At 72.8% G+C, this 21139-nt stretch carries 25 protein-coding genes; 11 read left to right on the top strand and 14 right to left on the bottom strand.

Features of this window, described 5'->3' with window-relative positions; all coding sequences use genetic code 11:
- Positions 1–6 precede the first annotated feature (6 nt).
- Positions 7–519 carry a hypothetical protein gene (locus tag ACZ6I1_RS25080; protein ID WP_469290689.1) on the top strand — a complete coding sequence of 171 codons (513 nt, stop codon included), beginning with the start codon at positions 7–9 and terminating at the stop codon, positions 517–519.
- Positions 520–525: 6 nt separating this feature from the next.
- Here the strand turns inward: ACZ6I1_RS25080 and ACZ6I1_RS25075 are convergent, their stop codons facing one another.
- Positions 526–1296: a hypothetical protein gene (locus tag ACZ6I1_RS25075; protein ID WP_469290687.1), complete on the bottom strand. Its 771-nt coding sequence runs from the start codon at positions 1294–1296 to the stop codon at positions 526–528.
- A gap of 178 nt (positions 1297–1474) precedes the next feature.
- Between ACZ6I1_RS25075 and ACZ6I1_RS25070 the strand changes: the two genes are divergently transcribed.
- The 3 genes from ACZ6I1_RS25070 to ACZ6I1_RS25060 all read left to right on the top strand — a co-directional run bounded on the left by ACZ6I1_RS25070 (position 1475) and on the right by ACZ6I1_RS25060 (position 4622).
- Positions 1475–2746: a magnesium transporter MgtE N-terminal domain-containing protein gene (locus ACZ6I1_RS25070; RefSeq protein ID WP_469290685.1), complete on the top strand. Its 1272-nt coding sequence runs from the start codon at positions 1475–1477 to the stop codon at positions 2744–2746.
- A gap of 106 nt (positions 2747–2852) precedes the next feature.
- The gene (locus ACZ6I1_RS25065; protein ID WP_469290829.1) at positions 2853–3419 is read left to right on the top strand and encodes a DUF1003 domain-containing protein; all 567 of its coding nucleotides are present in this window, start codon (positions 2853–2855) and stop codon (positions 3417–3419) included.
- An 87-nt stretch (positions 3420–3506) separates the two neighbouring features.
- Positions 3507–4622, top strand: a complete 1116-nt coding sequence (locus ACZ6I1_RS25060) for an Mrp/NBP35 family ATP-binding protein (RefSeq protein ID WP_469290827.1) — start codon at positions 3507–3509, stop codon at positions 4620–4622.
- 69 nt (positions 4623–4691) lie between these two features.
- Here the strand turns inward: ACZ6I1_RS25060 and ACZ6I1_RS25055 are convergent, their stop codons facing one another.
- The 5 genes from ACZ6I1_RS25055 to sigE form a co-directional block, all read right to left on the bottom strand.
- Positions 4692–5393 (bottom strand): hypothetical protein, encoded by a 702-nt coding sequence (locus ACZ6I1_RS25055; RefSeq protein ID WP_469290683.1) that lies wholly within the window; start codon positions 5391–5393, stop codon positions 4692–4694.
- A gap of 115 nt (positions 5394–5508) precedes the next feature.
- Positions 5509–5955, bottom strand: coding sequence for a sec-independent translocase (locus tag ACZ6I1_RS25050; RefSeq protein ID WP_469290680.1), 447 nt, complete (start codon positions 5953–5955; stop codon positions 5509–5511).
- Between the two features lie 118 nt (positions 5956–6073).
- Positions 6074–7402 (bottom strand): S1C family serine protease, encoded by a 1329-nt coding sequence (locus ACZ6I1_RS25045; protein ID WP_469290678.1) that lies wholly within the window; start codon positions 7400–7402, stop codon positions 6074–6076.
- Between the two features lie 27 nt (positions 7403–7429).
- The gene (locus ACZ6I1_RS25040; protein ID WP_469290676.1) at positions 7430–8107 is read right to left on the bottom strand and encodes an anti-sigma factor family protein; all 678 of its coding nucleotides are present in this window, start codon (positions 8105–8107) and stop codon (positions 7430–7432) included.
- Positions 8104–8883: an RNA polymerase sigma factor SigE gene (gene sigE / locus ACZ6I1_RS25035; protein ID WP_469290674.1), complete on the bottom strand. Its 780-nt coding sequence runs from the start codon at positions 8881–8883 to the stop codon at positions 8104–8106. Before sigE ends, ACZ6I1_RS25040 begins: the two co-directional genes overlap by 4 nt.
- A gap of 179 nt (positions 8884–9062) precedes the next feature.
- On the opposite strand from sigE, the gene ACZ6I1_RS25030 reads away from it, so the two are divergent.
- Positions 9063–9725, top strand: coding sequence for an O-methyltransferase (locus tag ACZ6I1_RS25030; protein WP_362587969.1), 663 nt, complete (start codon positions 9063–9065; stop codon positions 9723–9725).
- A gap of 49 nt (positions 9726–9774) precedes the next feature.
- Here the strand turns inward: ACZ6I1_RS25030 and ACZ6I1_RS25025 are convergent, their stop codons facing one another.
- Both ACZ6I1_RS25025 and ACZ6I1_RS25020 read right to left on the bottom strand, forming a co-directional pair.
- Complete coding sequence (locus tag ACZ6I1_RS25025; protein WP_469290671.1) at positions 9775–10392, bottom strand: hypothetical protein; 618 nt, start codon at positions 10390–10392, stop codon at positions 9775–9777.
- 126 nt (positions 10393–10518) lie between these two features.
- Complete coding sequence (locus ACZ6I1_RS25020; protein ID WP_003966491.1) at positions 10519–10686, bottom strand: DUF3117 domain-containing protein; 168 nt, start codon at positions 10684–10686, stop codon at positions 10519–10521.
- Positions 10687–11018: 332 nt separating this feature from the next.
- Between ACZ6I1_RS25020 and chcB the strand changes: the two genes are divergently transcribed.
- A complete protein-coding gene (chcB, locus tag ACZ6I1_RS25015) occupies positions 11019–11822 on the top strand; it encodes a 2-cyclohexenylcarbonyl CoA isomerase (RefSeq protein WP_469290669.1) in 804 nt (267 codons plus the stop codon).
- A 41-nt stretch (positions 11823–11863) separates the two neighbouring features.
- Here the strand turns inward: chcB and ACZ6I1_RS25010 are convergent, their stop codons facing one another.
- Positions 11864–12445, bottom strand: coding sequence for a DNA-3-methyladenine glycosylase I (locus tag ACZ6I1_RS25010; RefSeq protein ID WP_469290667.1), 582 nt, complete (start codon positions 12443–12445; stop codon positions 11864–11866).
- A complete protein-coding gene (locus ACZ6I1_RS25005) occupies positions 12442–12795 on the bottom strand; it encodes a DivIVA domain-containing protein (protein WP_469290665.1) in 354 nt (117 codons plus the stop codon). Before ACZ6I1_RS25005 ends, ACZ6I1_RS25010 begins: the two co-directional genes overlap by 4 nt.
- A 76-nt stretch (positions 12796–12871) precedes the next feature.
- Between ACZ6I1_RS25005 and folP the strand changes: the two genes are divergently transcribed.
- Entirely contained in the window at positions 12872–13732 is an 861-nt protein-coding gene (gene folP, locus ACZ6I1_RS25000) for a dihydropteroate synthase (RefSeq protein ID WP_469290663.1), read from the top strand.
- Between the two features lie 48 nt (positions 13733–13780).
- On the opposite strand, the gene ACZ6I1_RS24995 is transcribed toward folP, so the two are convergent.
- Together ACZ6I1_RS24995 and dapE are read right to left on the bottom strand one after the other, a co-directional pair.
- A complete protein-coding gene (locus tag ACZ6I1_RS24995) occupies positions 13781–14539 on the bottom strand; it encodes an LOG family protein (protein WP_469290661.1) in 759 nt (252 codons plus the stop codon).
- Between the two features lie 64 nt (positions 14540–14603).
- The gene (gene dapE / locus ACZ6I1_RS24990) at positions 14604–15683 is read right to left on the bottom strand and encodes a succinyl-diaminopimelate desuccinylase (protein WP_469290659.1); all 1080 of its coding nucleotides are present in this window, start codon (positions 15681–15683) and stop codon (positions 14604–14606) included.
- Positions 15684–15768: 85 nt separating this feature from the next.
- Between dapE and ACZ6I1_RS24985 the strand changes: the two genes are divergently transcribed.
- Positions 15769–16740, top strand: coding sequence for a hypothetical protein (locus ACZ6I1_RS24985; protein ID WP_469290657.1), 972 nt, complete (start codon positions 15769–15771; stop codon positions 16738–16740).
- A gap of 259 nt (positions 16741–16999) precedes the next feature.
- Positions 17000–17371 (top strand): ATP-binding protein, encoded by a 372-nt coding sequence (locus ACZ6I1_RS24980; protein ID WP_469290655.1) that lies wholly within the window; start codon positions 17000–17002, stop codon positions 17369–17371.
- 101 nt (positions 17372–17472) lie between these two features.
- Here ACZ6I1_RS24980 and dapC read toward each other — a convergent pair whose 3' ends face one another.
- Complete coding sequence (dapC, locus tag ACZ6I1_RS24975) at positions 17473–18567, bottom strand: succinyldiaminopimelate transaminase (RefSeq protein ID WP_469290653.1); 1095 nt, start codon at positions 18565–18567, stop codon at positions 17473–17475.
- A gap of 107 nt (positions 18568–18674) precedes the next feature.
- Positions 18675–19004 (bottom strand): ferredoxin, encoded by a 330-nt coding sequence (fdxA, locus tag ACZ6I1_RS24970; protein WP_030868357.1) that lies wholly within the window; start codon positions 19002–19004, stop codon positions 18675–18677.
- Between the two features lie 117 nt (positions 19005–19121).
- Between fdxA and ACZ6I1_RS24965 the strand changes: the two genes are divergently transcribed.
- Both ACZ6I1_RS24965 and ACZ6I1_RS24960 read left to right on the top strand, forming a co-directional pair.
- The gene (locus tag ACZ6I1_RS24965) at positions 19122–20108 is read left to right on the top strand and encodes a GNAT family N-acetyltransferase (protein WP_469290650.1); all 987 of its coding nucleotides are present in this window, start codon (positions 19122–19124) and stop codon (positions 20106–20108) included.
- 65 nt (positions 20109–20173) lie between these two features.
- The gene (locus tag ACZ6I1_RS24960; protein ID WP_469290825.1) at positions 20174–20899 is read left to right on the top strand and encodes a transglutaminase-like domain-containing protein; all 726 of its coding nucleotides are present in this window, start codon (positions 20174–20176) and stop codon (positions 20897–20899) included.
- Positions 20900–21139 lie beyond the last annotated feature (240 nt).

The following is a 21139-nucleotide window of genomic DNA, read 5'->3' as shown; positions in this document are numbered from 1 at the left end:
GTGCGCATGACTCTCAGCGCGCTCGACCTGGCCCTCGTCGAGGAGGCCACCAAGAAGTCCGGCCTGATCTGGGTCCGCGGGACCGGGGCCGACCGTGCCCTGTGGCACGCCTGGGTGGACGGGGCGGCCCACGTCCTGGGCGACGGGCCCGGCGAGCAGCCGTTCCCGGGGCTCGCCGACGGCGCGAGCGCCGAGGTGACCGTGCGCAGCAAGGACAAGGGCGGCCGGCTGGTGGCCTGGACGGCGACCGTACGGGAGCTCGCGCCGCGCGGCGAGGAGTGGGCGGCCGCCGTCGCCGAGCTCAAGGGCAAGCGGCTGAACGCGCCCGACTCGGAGGAGATGACCGAGCGGTGGGCGCGGGAGTGCCGCCTGCTGCGCCTGGAGCCGGAGTCGGTCCGCACGGAACTGCCCTCCGGCTCGCTGGCCGCGGCCCCGCTGGCCTCGCCCGCGACCACCCGCAAGCCGATCCCGGCGCACCTGCCGAAGCTGCTGCTGAAGCGGAAGAAGGCCGCCCGGTAGAAGCGGCTACGGCTTGGTCGGGTTCGAGCCCTGCCCGGAGCCCTTGGTCTCGCTCTCCTTCGTCGTGGGCAGCTGGGACCCGTAGTCGACGGTCTGGTCCTGCGCGGGCGGGTCGAGCGGGAAGGCCTTGCCCCACTCCGCGAGTTCCACCCGGCCGGCGCCGCCCGCGCGTTCCATCAGCAGCGGGTACGGGGTCCCCTCCAGGGAGACCGAGAGCTTGCCGCCCTTGCCCTGGTCGGCCGTGACCTGGACCGCGCGGGTGTGCCCGACCTTGGTGTAGGAGCCCTTGGCGAGCTTGCCCTCGAGGCCCAGCAGCCCGTCCAGCAGGACGTCCATGTCGGTGAACCCGCGGAACTGCTTGTAGGAGGGGTCCCCCTCGGGGACCTTCACGTACTTGTCGCCGAGCTTCCCGGCCGAGTCGGACTGGCCCCAGAAGGCCGCGCTCGCCTTCAGGTACAGCTGCTCCCCCACCCGCAGCAGCTGGAAGGTGTCGTCCTGGGACTTCACCTCGCCGGAGCCGCCGTCCGACTTCAGCCGCATGTCGAGGGTGAAGGACTTGCCGCCGCTCACCAGCGTCCCGGACAGGTGCACCGAGTCCGCCTCCGTGGCGGCCGCCTTCGCCTTCGCCTCGATCTTGTCGGCGGAGAGCTTGCCGATCCCGTTCGTGCCCTCGTCGGGATCGTCCCCGCAGCCCGTACCGGTGACGGCGAGGCCTGCGCACAGCGCACCGATGAAGGCGGCCCGGCGCAGCCGCGCGGCAGGGAAGTAGGCGGTCACGTGCGAGTGCCTCTCGTCGGTCGTCTGCGGCCAGCAGGCAGCGTACCCGCCCGTGGACCGGCCGCCGCCAACCCCCCGGGGGACCCCGTGCGGACCGCCCCACCAGGACGGTTGCGCGGGGCAAGGGCTAGCCTGAGGGGCGGCAGGACTGTTGATTGACGCGTCTGGAGGCGCTCGGATGGCTGCAGGCGCCCCGCGGATCTTCGTCTCGCATCTGTCGGGTGTGCCCGTCTTCGACCCCAACGGCGACCAGGTGGGCCGGGTCCGCGACCTCGTGGCGATGCTGCGCGTCGGCGGCCGCCCGCCGCGGCTGCTGGGCCTGGTGGTCGAGGTGGTCAGCCGGCGCCGGATCTTCCTGCCCATGACCCGGGTCACCGGCGTGGAGTCCGGGCAGGTCATCACCACCGGCGTGGTCAACATGCGGCGCTTCGAGCAGCGCCCCACCGAGCGGCTGGTCCTGGGGGAGCTCCTGGACCGGCGGGTGACGCTGGTCGCGAGCGGCGAGGAGGTCACCGTCCTCGACGTGGCCATCCAGCAGCTGCCGGCCCGCCGCGACTGGGAGATCGATCGCATTTTCGTACGGAAGGGCAAGTCGGGGGCGCTGCGGCGACGCGGCGAGACCCTGACGGTGGAGTGGTCGGCGGTGACGGGCTTCTCGCTGGAGGAGCACGGGCAGGGCGCCGAGAACCTGGTCGCCACCTTCGAGCAGATGCGCCCGGCCGACGTGGCGAACGTGCTGCACCATCTGACCCCGAAGCGGCGTGCCGAGGTGGCGAGCGCCCTCGACGACGACCGGCTCGCGGACGTCATGGAGGAGCTGCCCGAGGACGAGCAGGTGGAGATCCTCGGCAAGCTGAAGGAGGAGCGCGCCGCGGACGTCCTGGAGGCGATGGACCCGGACGACGCGGCCGACCTCCTCTCCGAGCTCCCGGAGGACGACAAGGAGCGGCTGCTGACGCTGATGCAGCCGGACGACGCGGCCGATGTGCGCCGCCTGCTGTCCTACGAGGAGAACACCGCCGGCGGTCTGATGACGACCGAGCCGATCGTGCTGCGGCCGGACGCGACCGTCGCGGACGCGCTGGCCCGCGTACGGCAGGCGGACCTGTCGCCCGCGCTGGCGGCGCAGGTGTACGTGTGCCGGCCGCCGGACGAGACGCCGACGGGCAAGTACCTGGGCACGGTGCACTTCCAGCGGCTGCTGCGGGACCCGCCGTTCACGCTGGTCAGCTCGATCGTGGACACGGACCTGCCGCCGCTGCGGCCGGACGCCTCGCTGCCCGCGGTGACCACGCATCTCGCCGCCTACAACATGGTCGCGGTGCCGGTGGTCGACGAGAGCGGCTCCCTGCTGGGCGCCGTGACGGTGGACGACGTACTGGACCACCTGCTGCCGGACGACTGGCGGGAGACGGAATTCCATTCCGAGGAGGCCGTGGGTGGTCAGTGACCGTGGGCGTTTCGACCGGGGGCGCGGCGAGCAGGCGCGTGAGCGGCGCCGCGAGCAGATCCGGGAGCGGCGCGAACAGGCCCGGATGCAGATGCGGGAGCAGGGGATGGCGGCGGATGCGGCGGAACGGGCGGGGAAGTCCGCCCCGAGCACCGGGGCGAGCGCGCTGACGCGCTCGCGCGCGCGTCTCGACCTGCCGCGGGCGCCGCGCCGGTCGCTGCTGCCGGAGTACGACCCCGAGGCCTTTGGGCGGCTGTCGGAGCGGGTGGCGCGGTTCCTGGGCACGGGCCGGTTCATCGTCTGGATGACCCTGGTCATCATCGTCTGGGTGCTGTGGAACATCTTCGCGCCGCAGGACATGCGCTGGGACGAGTACCCCTTCATCTTCCTGACGCTGATGCTGTCGCTCCAGGCCTCGTACGCCGCCCCGCTGATCCTGCTCGCGCAGAACCGGCAGGACGACCGGGACCGGGTCAACCTGGAGCAGGACCGCAAGCAGAACGAGCGGTCCATCGCCGACACCGAGTACCTGACGCGGGAGATCGCGGCGCTGCGGATGGGCCTGGGCGAGGTCGCGACGCGCGACTGGATCAGGTCCGAGTTCCAGGACCTGATCAAGGAGATGGACGAGCGGCGGCTATTCCCGTCGGAACGTGATGAAGGCGACCGCTGACAGGCTTTCCTGAGCCGTGCTACCGAGCCGTACCATCGGGGCATGGCTACCGACACAAGCTCCGCCGCCGTGCCCGAGCAGGACGCGATCCTGGACGCGCTGGCGACGGTGAACGACCCCGAGATCCACCGGCCGATCACCGAGCTCGGCATGGTGAAATCGGTGGAGATCGGCGACGGGGGCGCGGTCTCGGTCACCGTCTACCTGACCGTGTCGGGCTGCCCCATGCGCGAGACCATCACCAAGAACGTCACCGAGGCCGTCGAGCGGGTCGCGGGCGTCACCTCGGTCGCCGTCTCCCTGGACGTGATGAGCGACGAGCAGCGCAAGGAGCTGGCGGCTTCGCTGCGCGGCGGTACCGCCGAGCGCGAGGTGCCCTTCGCCAAGCCGGGCTCGCTGACCCGCGTGTACGCGGTGGCGTCCGGCAAGGGCGGCGTCGGCAAGTCCTCGGTCACCGTCAACCTGGCCGCGGCGATGGCCGCGGACGGCCTGAAGGTCGGTGTGGTCGACGCGGACATCTACGGCCACAGCGTGCCGCGCATGCTCGGCGTGGACGGCCGCCCCACCCAGGTCGAGAACATGATCATGCCGCCGTCGGCGCACGGCGTGAAGGTCATCTCCATCGGCATGTTCACCCCGGGCAACGCGCCGGTGGTGTGGCGCGGCCCGATGCTGCACCGGGCCCTCCAGCAGTTCCTCGCGGACGTGTACTGGGGCGACCTGGACGTCCTGCTGCTGGACCTGCCGCCGGGCACCGGTGACATCGCGATCTCGGTGGCCCAGCTGGTGCCGAACGCGGAGATCCTGGTCGTCACCACCCCGCAGCAGGCCGCTGCCGAGGTGGCGGAGCGGGCCGGTTCGATCGCCGTGCAGACCCACCAGAAGATCGTCGGCGTCGTCGAGAACATGTCGGGCCTGCCGTGCCCGCACTGCGACGAGATGGTGGACGTCTTCGGCTCGGGCGGTGGCCAGAAGGTCGCCGACGGCCTCACCAAGACGGTCGGCGCGACCGTTCCGGTTCTCGGCTCCATCCCGATCGACGTGCGCCTGCGCGAGGGCGGCGACGAGGGCAAGCCCGTCGTCCTGTCCGACCCGGACTCCCCGGCCGGTGCGGCCCTGCGCGCCATCGCGGGCAAGCTGGGCGGCCGCGCCCGCGGCCTGTCGGGCATGTCGCTGGGCATCACCCCGCGCAACAAGTTCTGACGGCCGGCCCGCACGGGCCGCGCCCTGCGGAAGGGCACCGCCGGCCGGCGGTGCCCTTCCGCGTTGCTGCTACTCGTACGCGCCGAGGTCGGCGATGGCCGAGAACCCGAGCCCGTACGCACTCATCCCGCGCCCGTACGCGCCCAGGTGGACCCCGCTCCCGGTGGACCCGGCGAGCACCCACCCGAACTCCGACTCGCGGTAGTGGAACGGCGTCGGCTCCCCGTCCACCGGCAGGGACAGCGTCGACCAGTCCTCGCCGTCGAGATCGTCCGCGAGCTCCCAGGCGGCCTCGGTCTGCTGGTCGAGCCAGTCGCTGCGCAGGGAGTGGTCCATCTGGCCGGGCCAGCTGTAGGCCAGCAGACCGGAGCCGGCCAGCCAGGCCGCGGAGGAGACCGAGGTGGCCTCCAGGGTGCCGGTGCCGTCGCCGCTGCGCCGTACCGGGTTGCTGGCGACGGTGACGACCACCGCGAAGCGCTCCTTCTCGCCGGTGGCGATCTCCCCGCGGGCGGACGGCTCGTCGCCGTGGCCGGTGGATCCGTGCTCGACGGCGCCGTCGGCGGCCGTGCCCACCTGCATGAGCCAGCGGGGGCCGGTGAAGGCCTCGTCCAGCCCGTACCAGGGGAAGTCTGCCGCGAGAAAGCCCTCGACCGTCCGGCGGGCCGCCGGCACGGGCGCGGCGGCCTCCGGCGGCTGCTCGGCGGTCTGCGGTTCCTGAGCGGGTGCGGCGGCGGTCTGCGCCCCTACCCTGCTGCTGCTCGTCGTCTCCATGTGACCGGCCTCTCGTTCCGTGGGGCCCGGAACGGCCAGCCCCCCTCGGGCGTCCTGGGTCCGGACAACAGATGGAGGATAGCCATCCCACCGCGGATCGCCGGGCAGGCTGCGCTCAGGTGGCGTCGGCGTCGAAGCGGGCGCGCTGCTCCGCGGCGGGCGCGGAGGGCTTCTTCAGCAGGTCCGGGCCGGCGCCGCCGGGCGTGGCGGACGAACCGGCCGGAGCCGCCGCGGGATCGCTCTCCTTGCTGTTCACGGCGTCGGTGACGTCGTTCAGCTCCTTGCGGAGGTCGAAGCTGCTGCGGATCTCCCTGAGGTCCTCGTTCTCGGTCAGCTGCTTGCGGATGAAGGTCTTCGGGTTCAGGTCCTCGAACTCGAAATCCTTGAACTCCGGGCCGAGTTCGGACCGGATGTCCTGCTTTGCGCTGTCCGAGAACGCGCGGATCTTCCGGATGACCCCGGTGACGTCCTGGATGACCTTGGGCAGCTTGTCCGGGCCGAAGACGAGGATGGCGAGCACCACGATCGTGACGAGTTCGAGTGCGCCTATGTCGTTGAACACCTTGCCGCTCCTCGGCTCTCCATCACTTCGGGCCCCGACACACGGTACCCGGCGTTTCCGCCGGGCCCATACCTGCATACCGGCTCAATGCCGGTTTCTCCCGTACGTCATCTGCCGCTCACGAGCCGTTCGCCGAGCCGAGGACCAGTTGCAGCGTGCGCTCCCGGCCGTCGCGGAGCACCGTGAGGGTGAGCGGGTCGCCCGGCCGGTGCGCCCTGATCTTGATGATCAGCTCGTCGCCGCCGCGCACGCGCTGGCCGTCGACCTTGGTGATCACGTCGCCGGCCTTGATCCCGGCGCGGGCGGCCGGCCCGTCGGCGACCACGGCCGGCTTGCCGTCCTCGCCCTTGTCGCCGACCCGGGCCCCGTCGCCCGCGTACTCCATGTCGAGGGTGACGCCGATGACGGGGTGCGTGGCGCGGCCGGTGCGGATGAGCTCCTCGGCGACGCGCTTGCCCTGGTTGATCGGGATGGCGAAGCCGAGTCCGATGGAGCCGCCCTGGCGGGCGGGATCGTCCTTGTCGGCGCCGCGGATCGCGCTGTTGATGCCGACCACGTGGGCCTTGGCGTCCAGGAGGGGGCCGCCGGAGTTCCCGGGGTTGATCGGGGCGTCGGTCTGGAGGGCGTCGACGTAGCTGATGTCGCTGCCGTCGCCCTTGTCCCCGCCGGCGGTGACGGGCCGGCCGGTGGCGCTGATGATGCCCGCGGTGACGGTGTTGGACAGGTCGAAGGGCGCGCCGATGGCCACCACCGGGTCGCCGACCCGGACGTTCTCGGAGTTCCCGAGGCTCAGCGGCTGCAGGCCCCGTACCCCGTTGACCTTGACCACGGCCAGGTCGTAGCCGGAGTCGCGGCCCACCAGCTCGGCGGTGACGCTCTCGCCGGTGCTGAAGGTGACCGCCATCTCCTTGGCGCCGGCGACGACGTGGTTGTTGGTCAGGATGTGCCCCTGCTGGTCGAGTACGAAGCCGGTGCCCGTACCGCTGCCGGAGGCGCCCCGCACGTGCAGGGTGACCACCCCGGGCAGTGCGGCGGCGGCGATGCCCGCGACGCTGTCCGGGGCGCGGCCCTTGTCGGCGGCCGCGGCCTGGGGCAGCTCCAGTCGGGTGCTGCTCTGGCGCTCCGCGAGGACGCCGAGGTAGCCGCCGATCCCGCCGGCGAGCAGGGCCGTCCCCGTGGCGAGGGCCGCCACCTGCCAGAGCCGGAAGCCGCGGCCCTGCCGGCCGCGGTCCACGACCTGCAACGGCTGCCGGCCCCACGGGTCGTACCGGACCTCGTGGACCGGCGCGGCCTCGGCCTGCGCTTGGCTGCCGCCTTCCGGCCGCGGGGCGGGAACACCTTCGCGGCCGGCGTCCGCCGCCGTGCCCTCGGGCCGGCTCCACCACTGTGGAGCCGGGTCGGTCTGCTGCCTGTCGGCCATCGGCGCTCCCCGCGTGCTCGTGCGCATGTGCCGCAGATTCAACCAGGTCCCCGGTCAGCGCAGCAGGGAGACGGGGCGTGCCGAGCTCGGCGGGGAGGGGTGCAGCGGCGGCAGCGGGGTCGCGGCGGTCGACAGCAGCGACGGTACGGCGGCCGGGGTGGGCATCCGGTCGCGGACGAACGCGTCCGTCACCGAGGCGTCGGCCACCGGCACGCCGGGACCGGGCCGGGAGGCGGGCGCGGGGGACTCCCCGCGCAGGTTCGGGTCGACGGTCTCGAGTGGCATCGCGCCGCCCAGCGCGAGCGCGGCGAGGGACACCGCTCCGGCGGCGGCGAACGCGAACCGGCGGCGCGGGCGGCCCACCTCGTGGATCCGGAACCCTTCCTGCTGCGGCCGGGCGGCCGGGGGCAGGGCGTACGCGAACGAGGCGAGCGGATCCCCGGAGAGGGGACCTCCGCCGGGCGGGCCTCCGGGGCCCGGGGGGCCGTCGAAGCCGCCGCCGGGCAGCCCCTGCAGCCGGGCCAGCAGCCCGGCGGACAGCGGCGGCGGCGCGCTCTCCACGAACATGGTCTTCAGGCGGCGCTGGGCATCGGCCTCGGCCTTGCACTTGGCGCAGGTGGCCAGGTGGGCCAGGACCCGCTCGCGCGCGTCGTGGTTCAGCTCGCCGTCCACCAGGGCGGCGAGCCGGTCGCCCAGGTGCTGTTCGGCGGGGGACGGACTGACTCCGCTCACTCGGCTCCGCCCTCTCCCCCGGCGCCCGGCGCGCCCACGGCCGCGCCGGCCAGCGCGCGCTGCTCGGCACGGGCCGCGGGGGACCGGTGCTTGAGCGCCTTGCGCAGGTGCGAGCGGCCCCGGTGGATGCGGCTGCGGACGGTGCCCAGCTTCACGCCGAGCGTCGCGGCGATCTCCTCGTACGACAGGCCCTCGATGTCGCACAGCACCACGGCGGCGCGGAACTCGGGCGCGAGGGTGTCCAGCGCCTGCTGGACGTCCGCGTCGAAGTGGGTGTCGTGCAGGACCTGCTGGGGGGACGGCTCGCGGCTGGGCAGCCGCTCGGCGGCGTCGTCGGCGAGCGCGTCGAAGCGGATGCGCTGCTTGCGGCGGACCATGTCCAGGAACAGGTTGGTCGTGATGCGGTGCAGCCAGCCCTCGAAGGTGCCGGGCGTGTACGTCGACAGCGAGCGGAAGACGCGGACGAAGACCTCTTGGGTCAGGTCCTCGGCATCGTGCTGGTTACCCGTCAGACGGTAGGCAAGGCGGTAGACCCGCGCACTGTGCGTGCTGACGATCTCCTCCCACGAGGGAGGGGTCCACGCCTGGGAGCCCGCATCGGAGGCGAAGGTCGCGGTGGTTGCGGCGGCTGCGGTGTGGAAGCGGTCAGCGGTGTCGGTCACGGATTTCGGCTCACCCGCCGACCAGAAGAGACGTCTCAGCACGCCTCCACGATCCACAGGCGCAGCCGCACCTCCCCTGTCGGCTCTGGTGGTGTCCAGCGGAGTCCCTACCATAGCCACCCCCTCCGTCAGCTCCGGATAAGCGTTTTTGCAGTAACTTTGCACGGCTCGTGGGCCCCGGAGCGGTCCCGGACCGGCGATCTGCCCGGCAGCGTCCCTTCTTATCCCGCCCACACCCCACTCAACGCCCGGTCCCATCTGCGGGTTCCCGACGTCAGCGGATACAGTCACCGTTGCGCCAACTATGGGGACAGGAGAGGGTCATTACCGGCAACCGGCAGACGAGCTGGGCGTTCGCCGACGCGTTTGTCGCCGAGGACGACGCTCTGCGATGGGCCCGCGACCGGTCCAGGGAAGCGGGCCTGCGCTCGGTCTCCCCCGGTACCGGGGCCGCGCTGCGCCTGCTGGCCGCCACCGCGGACGCCAAGGCGGTCGCCGAGATCGGCACCGGAACCGGCGTCTCCGGCATCCACCTGCTCCACGGAATGCGCCCGGACGGGGTGCTGACGACGGTGGATCCCGAAGCCGACCGGCAGGCCTTCGCCCGCCAGGCCTTCCGCGCCGCCGGCTTCGCGGGCAACCGCGCGCGCTTCATCCCGGGCCGGGCACTCGACGTGCTCCCCCGCCTCGCCGACGGCGGGTACGACCTCGTGTTCTGCGACGGCGACCCGGCCGAGTCCCTCGAATACCTCGCTGAATCGTTGCGCCTGCTGCGGCCCGGCGGGCTGGTGTGCTTCGAGGGAGTCTTCTCCGACGGCCGTACGGTCGATTCCTCGGCCCAGCCGGTGGAGGTGCTCCGCGTCCGCGAACTGCTGCGCAGCGTACGGGAGAGCCCCGCCCTGGAGGCCGCGCTGCTCCCGGTGGGCGACGGGCTGCTGTGCGCGGTGCGCCGCTGAGCCCGCGGCGGCAGAGCCCTGGGCTCGTCCCGTACGGCCGTACGACCCGTCAGCGCAGCAGCGCGAACGTCAGGGCCGCCGCGCCGCCCAGTGCCGTACCGGCGAGGACCTGCGCCGGTGTGTGCGCCTTGAGGACCAGCCGCGACCAGCCGAGGGCGGCGGCGAGCAGGGCCGCCGGCAGCACCGCCGCTCCGAAGACGAGCAGCAGGATCATCACGCTGCCCCCGGCCACCGACATGTGGACGGATATCTGCCAGCCGACGGTCACCAGCAGGGACGAGGCCAGGCCGACGAGCATCGCGACGACGAGCGCGAAGACGTCCGCCGGGGCGCCGAGCACGTGCAGGAGCCCGATCCCCGCGGCGACGGAGAGCGCGCTCAGCGCCATCGGGACCATCCGCTGGCGCCGTACGCGGATGTGCTGGTCGGTCAGCGCCCCGCGCCGCACCCCGAGCACGATGATCCCGATCGGGACCAGCCCGCAGAACACGGCGCGGAGCAGCCCCCAGCCGAGCCCCGACCAGGACGTGGTGGCGTGCCAGCCGACCAGCAGGAGCAGGGCCACGACCAGGTTGGCGGGCGCCAGCACGTCCGTCAGGATCCGGGCCGCCTTCTGACGGGGGGTGCACTGCGCGAAGGCGGGCGGGGCGGGCGGGGAGAACGTCACGTCACGGCTCCGGCGATCAAGGTCGTGGTCCTGGACACAACGCTGCCCCGACCGCTCATCACGAGCGATCGGGGCAGCGCAGAGAATGCGAAATGCGAAATGCAGAATGCAGATGGTGCCGACAGGTCAGCCGACGACCTTCTTCAGGGCGTCACCCAGGGCGTCCGCCTCGTCCGGGGTCAGCTCGACGACGAGCCGACCGCCGCCCTCGAGCGGTACGCGCATGACGATGCCCCGCCCCTCCTTGGTGACCTCGAGCGGGCCGTCGCCCGTCCGCGGCTTCATGGCCGCCATGCTCGTTCCCCTTCCTGAAACCAGCTCATCGTCAGCCGACGGCCCCATTCAGGCGCCTAGTACCCGGCATCGAACACATTGCTTCCCAGCCATTATCCCGCATGTCAGGACCCGATGACCAACATCGGCCGGGAACGCTTGGGCAACGCGCTCGGCCAAAACCACTCATTTCGGGGACCCGCCTGGGATACTTCGCCGCCGCCCCCGGTGAACGGCCTCGGCTTTCTTTGACGCACATCACATGTGCGCCTGCCGTCCGGTCCGCCATGCTGGCCCTTGCACCGGCCGGTACCGGCCGGTAGCCAGCCCGCGACGAAGGGGGACCCCCTGCCATGGCCGACAGCGTGCTCTACGAAGTGACCGACGGACTCGCGACCATCACGATCAACCGCCCGGACGCGATGAACGCCATGAACACGGAGGCCAAGGTCGCACTGCGCGACGCGGCCCTCGCGGCGGCCGCCGACACCGCGGTACGGGCCGTGCTGCTGACCGCGGCCGGCACCCGGGCCTTCTGCGTGGGCCAGGACCTCAAGGAGCACATCGGGAACCTGGCGGCGGACCGCGAGACCGGCTCCTCCCTCACGATGAGCACCGTCGCCGAGCACTACAACCCGATCGTCAAGGCGCTCGCGCAGATGCCGAAGCCGGTGGTGGCCGGGGTGAACGGGGTCGCGGCCGGGGCGGGCTTCGGTTTCGCGCTCGCCGCGGACTTCCGGGTCGTCGCCGACACGGCGTCCTTCAACACCTCGTTCGCCGGGGTGGCGCTGACCGCCGACTCCGGGGTCTCCTGGACCCTGCCCCGCCTGATCGGTGCCTCCCGCGCCTCCGACCTGCTGCTCTTCCCGCGCACGGTCAAGGCCCAGGAGGCGTTCGAGCTCGGCATCGCCAACCGCCTGGTCCCCGCGGACTCCCTGCACGCCGAGGCCGAGGCCGTGGCCCGCCGGCTGGCGTCCGGCCCGACGGTCGCGTACGCGGCGCTGAAGGAGTCCCTGGCGTACGGGGCCTCCCACTCGCTCGCCGAGGCGCTGGAGCGCGAGGACGTCCTCCAGACCCGCGCCGGGGCCTCCGAGGACCACTCCATCGCCGTCGAGGCCTTCCTCGCGAAGCAGCCGCCGAAGTACCTGGGCCGCTGACCCCGGCGGCCGGCCTGCCCCGCCCCCGGCCGCCGGCCGGCCTACGCCTCGCGGGACACGCAGCCCTCGAGGTGGTCGTTGACCAGGCCGCACGCCTGCATCAGGGCGTAGGCCGTGGTCGGCCCGACGAAGCGGATGCCCGCCTTCTTCAGGGCCTTGGCCAGGGCCGTGGACTCCGCGGTGACCGCCGGCACGTCGGCGGTGCTCCTCGGAGCCCGGCCCGGCTTCTTCGGGGCGTGGGACCAGATCAGCTCGTCCAATTCCCCGGGCTGCCACCGGGCCAGCACCTTCGCGTTGGCCAGGGTGGCCTCGATCTTGGCCCGGTTGCGGATGATCCCCTCGTCCGCCAGCAGCCGCTCGGCGTCGGCCGGCCCGAACTCCGCGACCGCCGCGATCCCGAAGTCCGCGAAGGCCTTACGGAACCCCGCGCGGCGGCGCAGGATGGTGATCCAGGACAGCCCGGACTGGAAGGCCTCCAGGCACAGCCGCTCGTACAGCGCGTCGTCGCCGTGGACCGGCTTGCCCCACTCGGTGTCGTGGTAGGCGACGTAGTCCTCGGCGGACAGCCCCCAGGGACAGCGCAGAGCGCCGTCCGGCCCGGCCCTGAGCCCGGCGCCGGTCACCGTTCGTCCTTGGTGAGGTCGACCCGGTCCTCCGCGCCCGGGGCGAGCGGGGTGGCCGGGGCGGCACCCGCCGTCAGCTGTGCGATCCGCGCGTCCCGCTCGGCCAGCTCCGCCGCCAGCCGCTCCAGTACGTCGTCCACCTCTGCCATCCGGTAGCCGCGCGGCGCCACCGGCAGCCGCAGGGCGTCGACGTCAGCCCGTACGACGGGCCGGGTCTCCGGCAGCCCGTCGGCCACCCGGTCCGGCTCCGCTTCCGGCAGGACGGCCTCCGCACCGCCGCCGATCACCGCCAGGGTGACCGCTGCCACGACCACGACCAGCGCGATCATCAAGAAGAAGAACACGATCAACTCCCCTGAGAGACTCCGGCCACCAGGTTAAGGTCGCAGGCGAGGCGCATGGGCCGCCGAAGGAGGAAAGAGCAGGATGCTGCGACTGGGCAGGCGCGAGTTCGACACGCACGAGCCGGTGATCATGGCCATCGTGAACCGGACTCCCGACTCCTTCTACGACCAGGGCGCGACCTTCCGCGACGAGCCCGCGCTCGACCGGGTCGAGCAGGCCGTTGCCGAGGGCGCCGCGATCATCGACATCGGCGGGGTCAAGGCCGGCCCCGGCGAGCACGTGGACGCGGCCGAGGAGGCGCGGCGCACGGTGGGCTTCGTGGCCGAGGTCCGGCGCCGCCACCCGGACGTGGTGATCAGCGTGGACACCTGGCGGCACGAGGTCGGCGAGGCCGTGTGCGAAGCCGGCGCCGACGTGCTCAACGACGCGTGGGGCGGGGTGGACCCCAAGCTGGCCGAGGTCGCGGCACGCCACGGCGCCGGGCTGGTCTGCACCCACGCGGGCGGGGTCGAGCCGCGCACCCGGCCGCACCGGACCTCGTACGAGGACGTGATGGCCGACATCCTGGAGGTCACCCTCGGCCTCGCCGAACGCGCCGCCGCGCTCGGCGTGCGCCGGGACGCGATCATGATCGACCCGGGGCACGACTTCGGGAAGAACACCCGGCACTCGCTGGAGGCCACGCGACGGCTGGAGGAGATGACGGCGACGGGCTGGCCGGTGCTGGTCTCCCTGTCCAACAAGGACTTCGTCGGCGAGACCCTCGACAAGCCGGTCAAGGAGCGCCTGCTGGGCACCCTGGCCACGACAGCCGTCTCGGCCTGGCTGGGCGCCCAGGTCTACCGGGTCCACGAGGTCGCGGAAACCAGGCAGATCCTGGACATGGTCCGCTCGATCCAGGGCCACCGCCCCCCGGCGGTCGCCCGCCGCGGCCTGGCCTGAGACCGCTGCGGCCCGGGCCGCGGGGGCCCGGGCCGCAGCGGCTCCGTCCTACTTCCCGACTTCCTTCGTCACGAGCGAGATCGCCTCTTCCACGTCGTCCGTGACGTGGAAGAGGTAGAGGTCCTTCTCCGAGGCCTTGCCCTGCGCGATCACCGTGTTGCGCAGCCAGTCGACCAGGCCGCTCCAGTACTCCGTGCCGAACAGCACGATGGGGAAGCGGGTGATCTTCTGCGTCTGGACCAGGGTCAGCGCCTCGAACAGCTCGTCCAGCGTGCCGAGGCCGCCCGGCAGCACCACGAAGCCCTGGCTGTACTTCACGAACATCGTCTTGCGGACGAAGAAGTACCGGAAGTTCAGCCCGAGGTCGACGTGCTCGTTGAGGCCCTGCTCGAAGGGGAGCTCGATGCCCAGGCCGACCGAGATCCCGTCGGCCTCGCGGGCGCCCTTGTTGGCCGCCTCCATCGCGCCCGGACCGCCGCCGGTGATCACCGCGAACCCGGCGTCGACCAGCGCGCCGCCGATCCGCTCGCCCGCCTCGTACTCCGGCGTGCCCGGCAAGGTGCGGGCCGATCCGAACACGCTGATCGCGGGCGGCAGCTCGGCGAGCGTGCCGAAGCCCTCGATGAACTCGGACTGGATGCGCAGGACCCGCCAGGGATCGGTGTGCACCCACTCGGAAGGCCCGGCGTAATCCAGCAGCCGCTGGTCCGTCGTACTGCCCGCCCGCACCTGGCTCCGCCTCCTCAGCACCGGCCCGAGCTGCTGCTCCTCGGGCCGGCGGCGAGCGGACCCTTCAGGGTTGCCCATGCTGTGCTCCCTCCTGCTGATCGTTGGATCAGGTTAGGCGCACGAAGGTGACGGCAAGCGGAATTCACGAGGTCAGCCAGGCACGGAGTCGTTCCTCGCAGTGCAGGATCGCCTTCGTCTCGACGCGTTCGTCGACCTTGTGGGCCAGCAGGGCGTCCCCCGGGCCGTAGTTGACCGCCGGGACGCCGAGCGCGCTGAAGCGGGAGACGTCCGTCCAGCCGAACTTGGGCATGGCGCGGCCGCCGACCGCCTCCATGAAGGCCGCCGCGGCGGGGTGCGAGAGGCCGGGCAGGGCGCCGCCCGAGTGGTCGTCGACGACGAACTCGGCGATGTCGCAGTCCGCGAACACCTCGCGTACGTGGGCCAGGGCGTCGGCCTCGGTGCGGTCCGGGGCGTAGCGGAAGTTGACCGTCACCGTGCAGGCGTCGGGGATGACGTTGGTGGCGACGCCGCCCTCGATGCGGACCGCGTTGAGGCCCTCGTGGTACTCCAGGCCGTCGATCACCGGCTTGCGCGGCTCGTACGCGGCCAGCCGCGCCAGGATCGGCGCCGCCGAGTGGATCGCGTTGGAGCCCATCCAGCTGCGCGCGGAGTGGGCGCGCTCGCCCGAGGTGCGCAGCAGCACCCGCAGGGTGCCCTGGCAGCCGCCCTCGACCTCGGCGTTGGAGGGCTCGAGCAGCACCGCGAAGTCGCCGGTCAGCCAGTCGGGGTGGGCCTCGGCGACCTTGCCCAGGCCGTTGAGGTGGGCGGCGACCTCCTCCTGGTCGTAGAAGACGAAGGTGAGGTCCCGGTTCGGCTCGGGGACGGTGGCCGCGATGCGCAGCTGCACGGCGACACCGGACTTCATGTCCGTCGTGCCGCAGCCCCACAGGACGTCGTTCTCGTCGAGGCGCGAGGGGACGTTGTCGGCGATCGGCACGGTGTCGAGGTGGCCGGCGAGGACGACGCGCTCGGCGCGGCCGAGGTGCGTGCGGGCGACGACGTTGTTGCCGAAGCGGTCCACGGTGAGGTGCGGAAGGGCCCGTAGCGCACGTTCCACGCGGTCGGCGAGTACCTTCTCGTCGCCGCTCACAGAGGGGATGTCGACGAGCCGGGCGGTCAGCTCGGCTGCGTCCAGGGTGAGGTCCAGCTCGGATTCGGGCATGAACCGACCCTAACGCCCACGGGCCGGGCGCGGCCTCGGCGTCCGGCCGGTGGACTCGTCATATGCCTCAAGTACGGTGGGCCGCGTGTCCGAATCCCGTGGTCCTCGCCCCCGTCGCCGCAGGCCGCTCCGCGCGGCAGTCGGCCTGCTCGTCCTCCTCGCGGTCATCGGCTATTTCGCCGTCCAGCGGTACTCCAACGGCGGCGCCGGTGCCCCGTACTGCACGGCCACCGCGACGGCCGGCGGCGGGCAGAAGTACGAGATGACCCCGGAGCAGGCGGCGAACGCGGCGACGATAGCCGCCGTCGGCATCTCCAAGGGGCTGCCGGACCGTGCGGTGACCATCGCGCTGGCGACGGCCATGCAGGAGTCGGCGCTGCGCAACCTCGACCACGGCGACCGGGACTCGCTGGGCCTGTTCCAGCAGCGGCCCTCGATGGGCTGGGGCACCGCGGAGCAGATCACGGACCCGGTGTACTCGGCCGGGATCTTCTACGACCACCTCGTCGACGTTCCGGGGTACTCGCGGATGCCGCTGACGGTGGCGGCGCAGAAGGTGCAGCGCAGCGGCTACCCGCAGGCGTACGCGAAGCACGAGACGGACGCGACGGTCCTGACGGCGGCCTTCGGGGAGGGCGGCGTGCTGTCCTGCTCGGGCCCGGCGCCGCTGAAGGGCGATGCGGAGAAGGTGAAGGCGGAGCTGGTGCGGGCCTTCGGCAAGGAGGCGCTGGCCGGCAGCGCGGGCGGCGGCACGGGCGGCGGCACCGGCGTCGGTTCGGGCGGCCGGACGGGTGCGGGCGGGGTCGCGGAGCAGGAGATCAGCCTGCGGCTGAAGCCGAACGGCGGCGCGGCCGAGGAGCGCCGCGGCCGTGCGATGGCGCACTGGGCGGTGGCCCGGTCCCACGAGCTGGGCATCGCGCGGGTCTCGTACCGCGGCGGCGGCTGGATCGGCGGCCAGGACCGGGGCGTGTGGCAGAGCAAGGGCGGCGGCAAGTCCGGCGACGGCGATCCGCGCGACTCCTCCGGCGACGAGGTCCGGATCGTCATCGCCCGCTGAGGCCGTCCGCCGCGGCCGGGCGGGTCCGCGCAGGCCACCCGGCCGTGCGTACGAGACGTCCCTCCTGCGGGGGTGGCCGGGGCGGCGGCCGCGGGGCGCCCGGAGGGACAGAATCCCTGGTGGGCGCGCATCCAATGCGCTTGTCGCGGAAGCCGATTAAACGATGCGTTACCGATCTTTTACCCACCGGCTCCGCAACTCCACCCGCCCCACGAGCGGTTGTACACGGCGTACCTAGCCGCTACCGCTTAGGAGCATCATGTCCCTCCCCCTGACCCGTCGGATCGCCCGTACCGCGCTGCTCCTCGCAGCCGGGGCAGCCCCCGTGGTCGGTGCGGCCGGCGCAGCCAGCGCCGCGGACGCCCCGGACGCCGCGGCCGCGACGACGGCAGCGGCCACGGACACGGCGAGCACCGCCGTGGAGGCCCTTCCGGCACCCGCCCCCGCCGCCGACCTGACCAGCACGGCGGGCGGCCTGCTCGGCGGCCTGCCGGCCACCCAGCAGCTGCCGGCGGCCGATGGCCTGACGGGCGGTCTGCCGACCGAACTGCCGGGTGGCGGTCTGCCGGGCGGCGGCCTGCCCGGTGGCGGCCTGCCGGGTGGCGGCCTGCCCGGTGGCCTGCTGGGCTGACACGCCGTGGCAACACCGAAGGGGCCGGGAGCACGAACTCCCGGCCCCTTCGGGCTGTCCGCGGCCGCGGCAGGCCGGCGCGGCAGGCCGGGCGCGGCGGCTCAGCCCAGGCGCTTGACCGCGGCCTCGACCCGCTCGTCGGTGGCGGTGAAGGCCACGCGCACGAACCGCGCGCCCGCCTCCCCGTAGAAGTCTCCCGGCGCGACCAGGATGCCCAGGTCGGCGAGGTAGGCCACGGTGTCCCAGCAGGGCTCGTCCCGGGTCACCCACAGGTAGAGGCTCGCCTCGCTGTGCTCGACGCGGAATCCGTGCTCCTCCAGCGCCGTGCGCAGCGCCGTGCGGCGGGCCGCGTAGCGGGCGCGCTGCTCCTGGACGTGGCGGTCGTCGCCGAGCGCCGCGACCGTGGCCGCCTGCACCGGGGCCGGGGTCATCATGCCGCCGTGCTTGCGGATCTCCAGCAGCTCGCCGAGCACGTCCGCGTCACCGGCGATGAAGGCGGCCCGGTAGCCGGCCAGGTTGGACCGCTTGGAGAGCGAGTGGACCGCGACGAGGCCCTCGTACGAGCCCCCGCAGACGTCGTCGTGGAGGACGGAGACCGGCTCGGCCTCCCAGCCCAGCTCCAGGTAGCACTCGTCGCTGAAGACCAGGATCCCGTGCTCGCGCGCCCAGGCCACGATCCGGATCAGCTCCTCCTTGGAGAGGACCTTGCCGGTGGGGTTGGACGGGGAGTTGAGCCACAGCAGCTTCACGCCGGCCGGGTCCAGCTCCGTGGGGTCGTCGTAGACCACGGCCTCGGCGCCGCACAGCCGCGCTCCGACCTCGTACGTGGGGTAGGCGAGCCGCGGGTAGGCCACCTTGTCCCCGGCGCCCAGGCCCAGCTGGGTCGGCAGCCAGGCCACCAGCTCCTTGGAGCCGACGACCGGCAGGACGTTGCGGTGCTCCGCGGCGCTCGCGCCGAGGCGGCCGCGCAGCCAGCCGGTGATCGCGTCGCGCAGGGCGGGCGTGCCCCACACCGTCGGGTAGCCCGGGGAGTCCGCGGCGCCGATCAGGGCGCGCTGGATCAGCTCGGGCACCGGGTCCACGGGCGTGCCGACCGACAGGTCGACGATGCCGTCCGCGTGGGCCGCCGCCGTCTTCTTGTACGGCTCCAGCTTGTCCCAGGGGAAGGCGGGAAGACGGTCGGATACTGCGGCCACGGTGGTCTCTGCTCTCTCTGGGTGCTGGACGCGAAGGTCGGGAAACACCTCGGTCCCGTGCGGCGGGCAGGCCGTACGGGACCGAGTGGCGCGTGTGCCGTGAACCCTCAGTGAGAAGGGTTGATGTCGGCGGGCAGCGCCGCGATGAAGGGGTGGTCGCGCTCGATCAGGCCGAGCTTGGAAGCACCGCCGGGCGAACCGAGCTCGTCGAAGAACTCGACGTTCGCCTTGTAGTAGTCCTTCCACTCCTCCGGAGTGTCGTCCTCGTAGAAGATGGCCTCGACCGGGCAGACCGGCTCACAAGCACCGCAGTCGACGCACTCGTCCGGGTGGATGTACAAGGACCGCTGGCCCTCGTAGATGCAGTCGACGGGGCACTCTTCGATGCATGCCTTGTCCTTGACGTCGACACAAGGCTCCGCGATGACGTAGGTCACGCTCTCGTTCCTCCTCGGTAGGGCTTTCCATATCGCGCGGGAGCGCGGCGTCGTCGATGCCCGCACCTAGTATCTCCGTTCCCGGGCACGATCCGAACAGGAGGGGCGGACAGAGCTGTGGAAATCACTGCCGGTGGACTGCTGGAGGTCCGTATTACCCCCGCTGACGTGGGTAAACGAGTCTCTGTACGACGGGTGGAGGGCGGGTCGAGCGGGGCCCCCGCATACACGGACACCGTAGGGGTTCTCACATCCTGGGACGCGGGTGTGCTGCTGATCACACAAAAGAACGGAAAGTCCGTCCGCATCGCGGAATCCTCGCTGGTCGCGGGCAAGGTCGTGCCCCCCGCGCCGGCTCGCCGGCGGGGTCCTGCGGCCTCTTTCGAGGAGCTCTCGAGGGTCGCCGCGCGCTCCTGGCAGCCGCTGGAGAGCGAGCCGCTGGGCGAGTGGACGCTGCGGGCGGCCGCGGGATTCACCCGGCGGGCGAACTCGGTGCTGCCGCTCGGCGATCCGGGGATACCGCTGGACGATGCACTCGCTCGAGTGACCTCCTGGTACGCGGAACGGGGACTTCCGGCGTATGTGCAGGCCGCGACGGGAGCCGTCGGCACCCAGGAGCTGCTGATCGCGGAGCTGGAGCGGCGCGGGTGGGCGGCCGAGGTGTCGGCGGAGGTACGGATCGGGGCGCTGGCGCCGGTCGGGGACGTGGACGCGCCCGCCGCCGGGGCGGTACGCCTGACCCGTACCCCGGACGAGGCGTGGCTCGGGCGCTACGGCAGGGTCGGCGACCCGGAGGTGGCCCGGCGGCTGCTGGTCGAGGGCCCGTCGGTGTGGTTCGCGGAGCTGCACGGGGGCCGCGCCATCGGGCGGTGCGTGGTGGACGGGCGGTGGGCGGGTTTCGCCGCGGTGACGGTCGATCCCGCGCACCGGCGGGAGGGGCTGGCGACCGCGGTGATGGCGGCGCTGGCGCGGCGCGCGCTGGAGGAGGGCGCCTCGGCGGCCTGGCTCCAGGTGGAGACGGACAATCCGCAGGCGCTGGCCCTGTACGACGGGCTGGGCTTCGCCACGCACCACACGTACCACCACTACCGGGCGGCGCGGTGAGCCCGGCGGAGCGGCGTGAGCAGTTCGCGGCGGAGGCGCGGTCGGAACGGCCGGACCTGGCGCTGATGTGCCTGCTGCTGGCGGCGGAGGCGGATCCCCAGCTGGACGACCGGGGCATGGACTGGGCGCAGATCGAGCTGGACCGGCTGGCCGGGATGCTGCCGTACGGGCTGCGGGGCGGCCGCGCCTGGGCATCGGCGGTGACGGAACTGCTGGGCGGTCGGCTCGGTTTCCACGGGACCCCGGCGGACTACGAGCGGCTGTCGTCCTCCCTCCTGCACGAGGTGCTGCGGCGCCGGCGCGGGCTGCCGATCCTGCTGTCCGTGGTGTGGCTGGAGGTCGCCCGCAGGGCGGGGGCGCCGGTGTACGGACTGGGGCTGCCGGGGCACTTCGTGGTGGGCTTCGGGGACCCGGAGGAGGGCCTGGTGGTCGATCCCTTCGCGGGCGGCGCGTCCCTGGGGGCGGGGCCGGCGGAGCTGGCGGAGGGTCCGCGGAGCCCCGCGCGCACACTGGACATCGTCCTGCGGATCCTGAACAACATCCGGGCGTGGGCCTCGTCCCGGCCGGAGCAGTCGGGGGTGGCGCTGTGGGCGCTGGAGCTGTCGCTGCTGCTGCCGTCGCATCCGGCGTCGCTGCGGTACGAGCGGGCGCGGCTGCTCGTCGAACGGGGTGCCTTCCGTGAAGGGGCGGCCGAGTTGGACGCGTACGCGGAGGTGGTGGCCGCCGTCGACGCCGAGGCGGCGGCCCGCGTCCACGGCGAAGCCACGGCCGCCCGCGCCCTCCTGAACTGAGGCCGCCCCCTCCGGACCTGGCCGGACCTCTCCGTACCAGGCCGGACCTTGCCGGGCCTTTGCGCGGCCGGGCATAGCGGTGCCCCCGCCCCCGCCCGTGGTGAGGGCGGGGGCGGGGGCGGGGGCACCGCAGGGCGCGGCGGGGCTAGACGAGTAAGTCCGAAGTCTCGGGCGCATGAAGCGAGGGTCTCGTTGATCTGTTTGTGACGACAGATCTCGAAACCCTCGCTACAGCACTGT

This window comes from Streptomyces sp. NPDC046303 (assembly GCF_055588085.1).
Note: the sequence above shows the minus strand (reverse complement) of the source record. Positions and strands in the feature narration are given on the sequence as shown.

Coding starts and splice junctions, on each gene's coding strand:
- ACZ6I1_RS25045 (WP_469290678.1), bottom strand. CDS start 7,402: ATGCGCACGAGCACGCGGGGAGCGCCGATGGCCGACAGGCAGCAGACC.
- folP (WP_469290663.1), top strand. CDS start 12,872: ATGCTGCGACTGGGCAGGCGCGAGTTCGACACGCACGAGCCGGTGATC.
- ACZ6I1_RS24960 (WP_469290825.1), top strand. CDS start 20,174: ATGTGCCTGCTGCTGGCGGCGGAGGCGGATCCCCAGCTGGACGACCGG.
- ACZ6I1_RS25065 (WP_469290829.1), top strand. CDS start 2,853: ATGGCGGCGGATGCGGCGGAACGGGCGGGGAAGTCCGCCCCGAGCACC.
- ACZ6I1_RS24995 (WP_469290661.1), bottom strand. CDS start 14,539: ATGGGCAACCCTGAAGGGTCCGCTCGCCGCCGGCCCGAGGAGCAGCAG.
- ACZ6I1_RS25070 (WP_469290685.1), top strand. CDS start 1,475: ATGGCTGCAGGCGCCCCGCGGATCTTCGTCTCGCATCTGTCGGGTGTG.
- ACZ6I1_RS25020 (WP_003966491.1), bottom strand. CDS start 10,686: ATGGCGGCCATGAAGCCGCGGACGGGCGACGGCCCGCTCGAGGTCACC.
- chcB (WP_469290669.1), top strand. CDS start 11,019: ATGGCCGACAGCGTGCTCTACGAAGTGACCGACGGACTCGCGACCATC.
- ACZ6I1_RS25080 (WP_469290689.1), top strand. CDS start 7: ATGACTCTCAGCGCGCTCGACCTGGCCCTCGTCGAGGAGGCCACCAAG.
- ACZ6I1_RS25055 (WP_469290683.1), bottom strand. CDS start 5,393: ATGGAGACGACGAGCAGCAGCAGGGTAGGGGCGCAGACCGCCGCCGCA.
- sigE (WP_469290674.1), bottom strand. CDS start 8,883: ATGGTAGGGACTCCGCTGGACACCACCAGAGCCGACAGGGGAGGTGCG.
- ACZ6I1_RS24980 (WP_469290655.1), top strand. CDS start 17,000: ATGTCCCTCCCCCTGACCCGTCGGATCGCCCGTACCGCGCTGCTCCTC.
- dapE (WP_469290659.1), bottom strand. CDS start 15,683: ATGCCCGAATCCGAGCTGGACCTCACCCTGGACGCAGCCGAGCTGACC.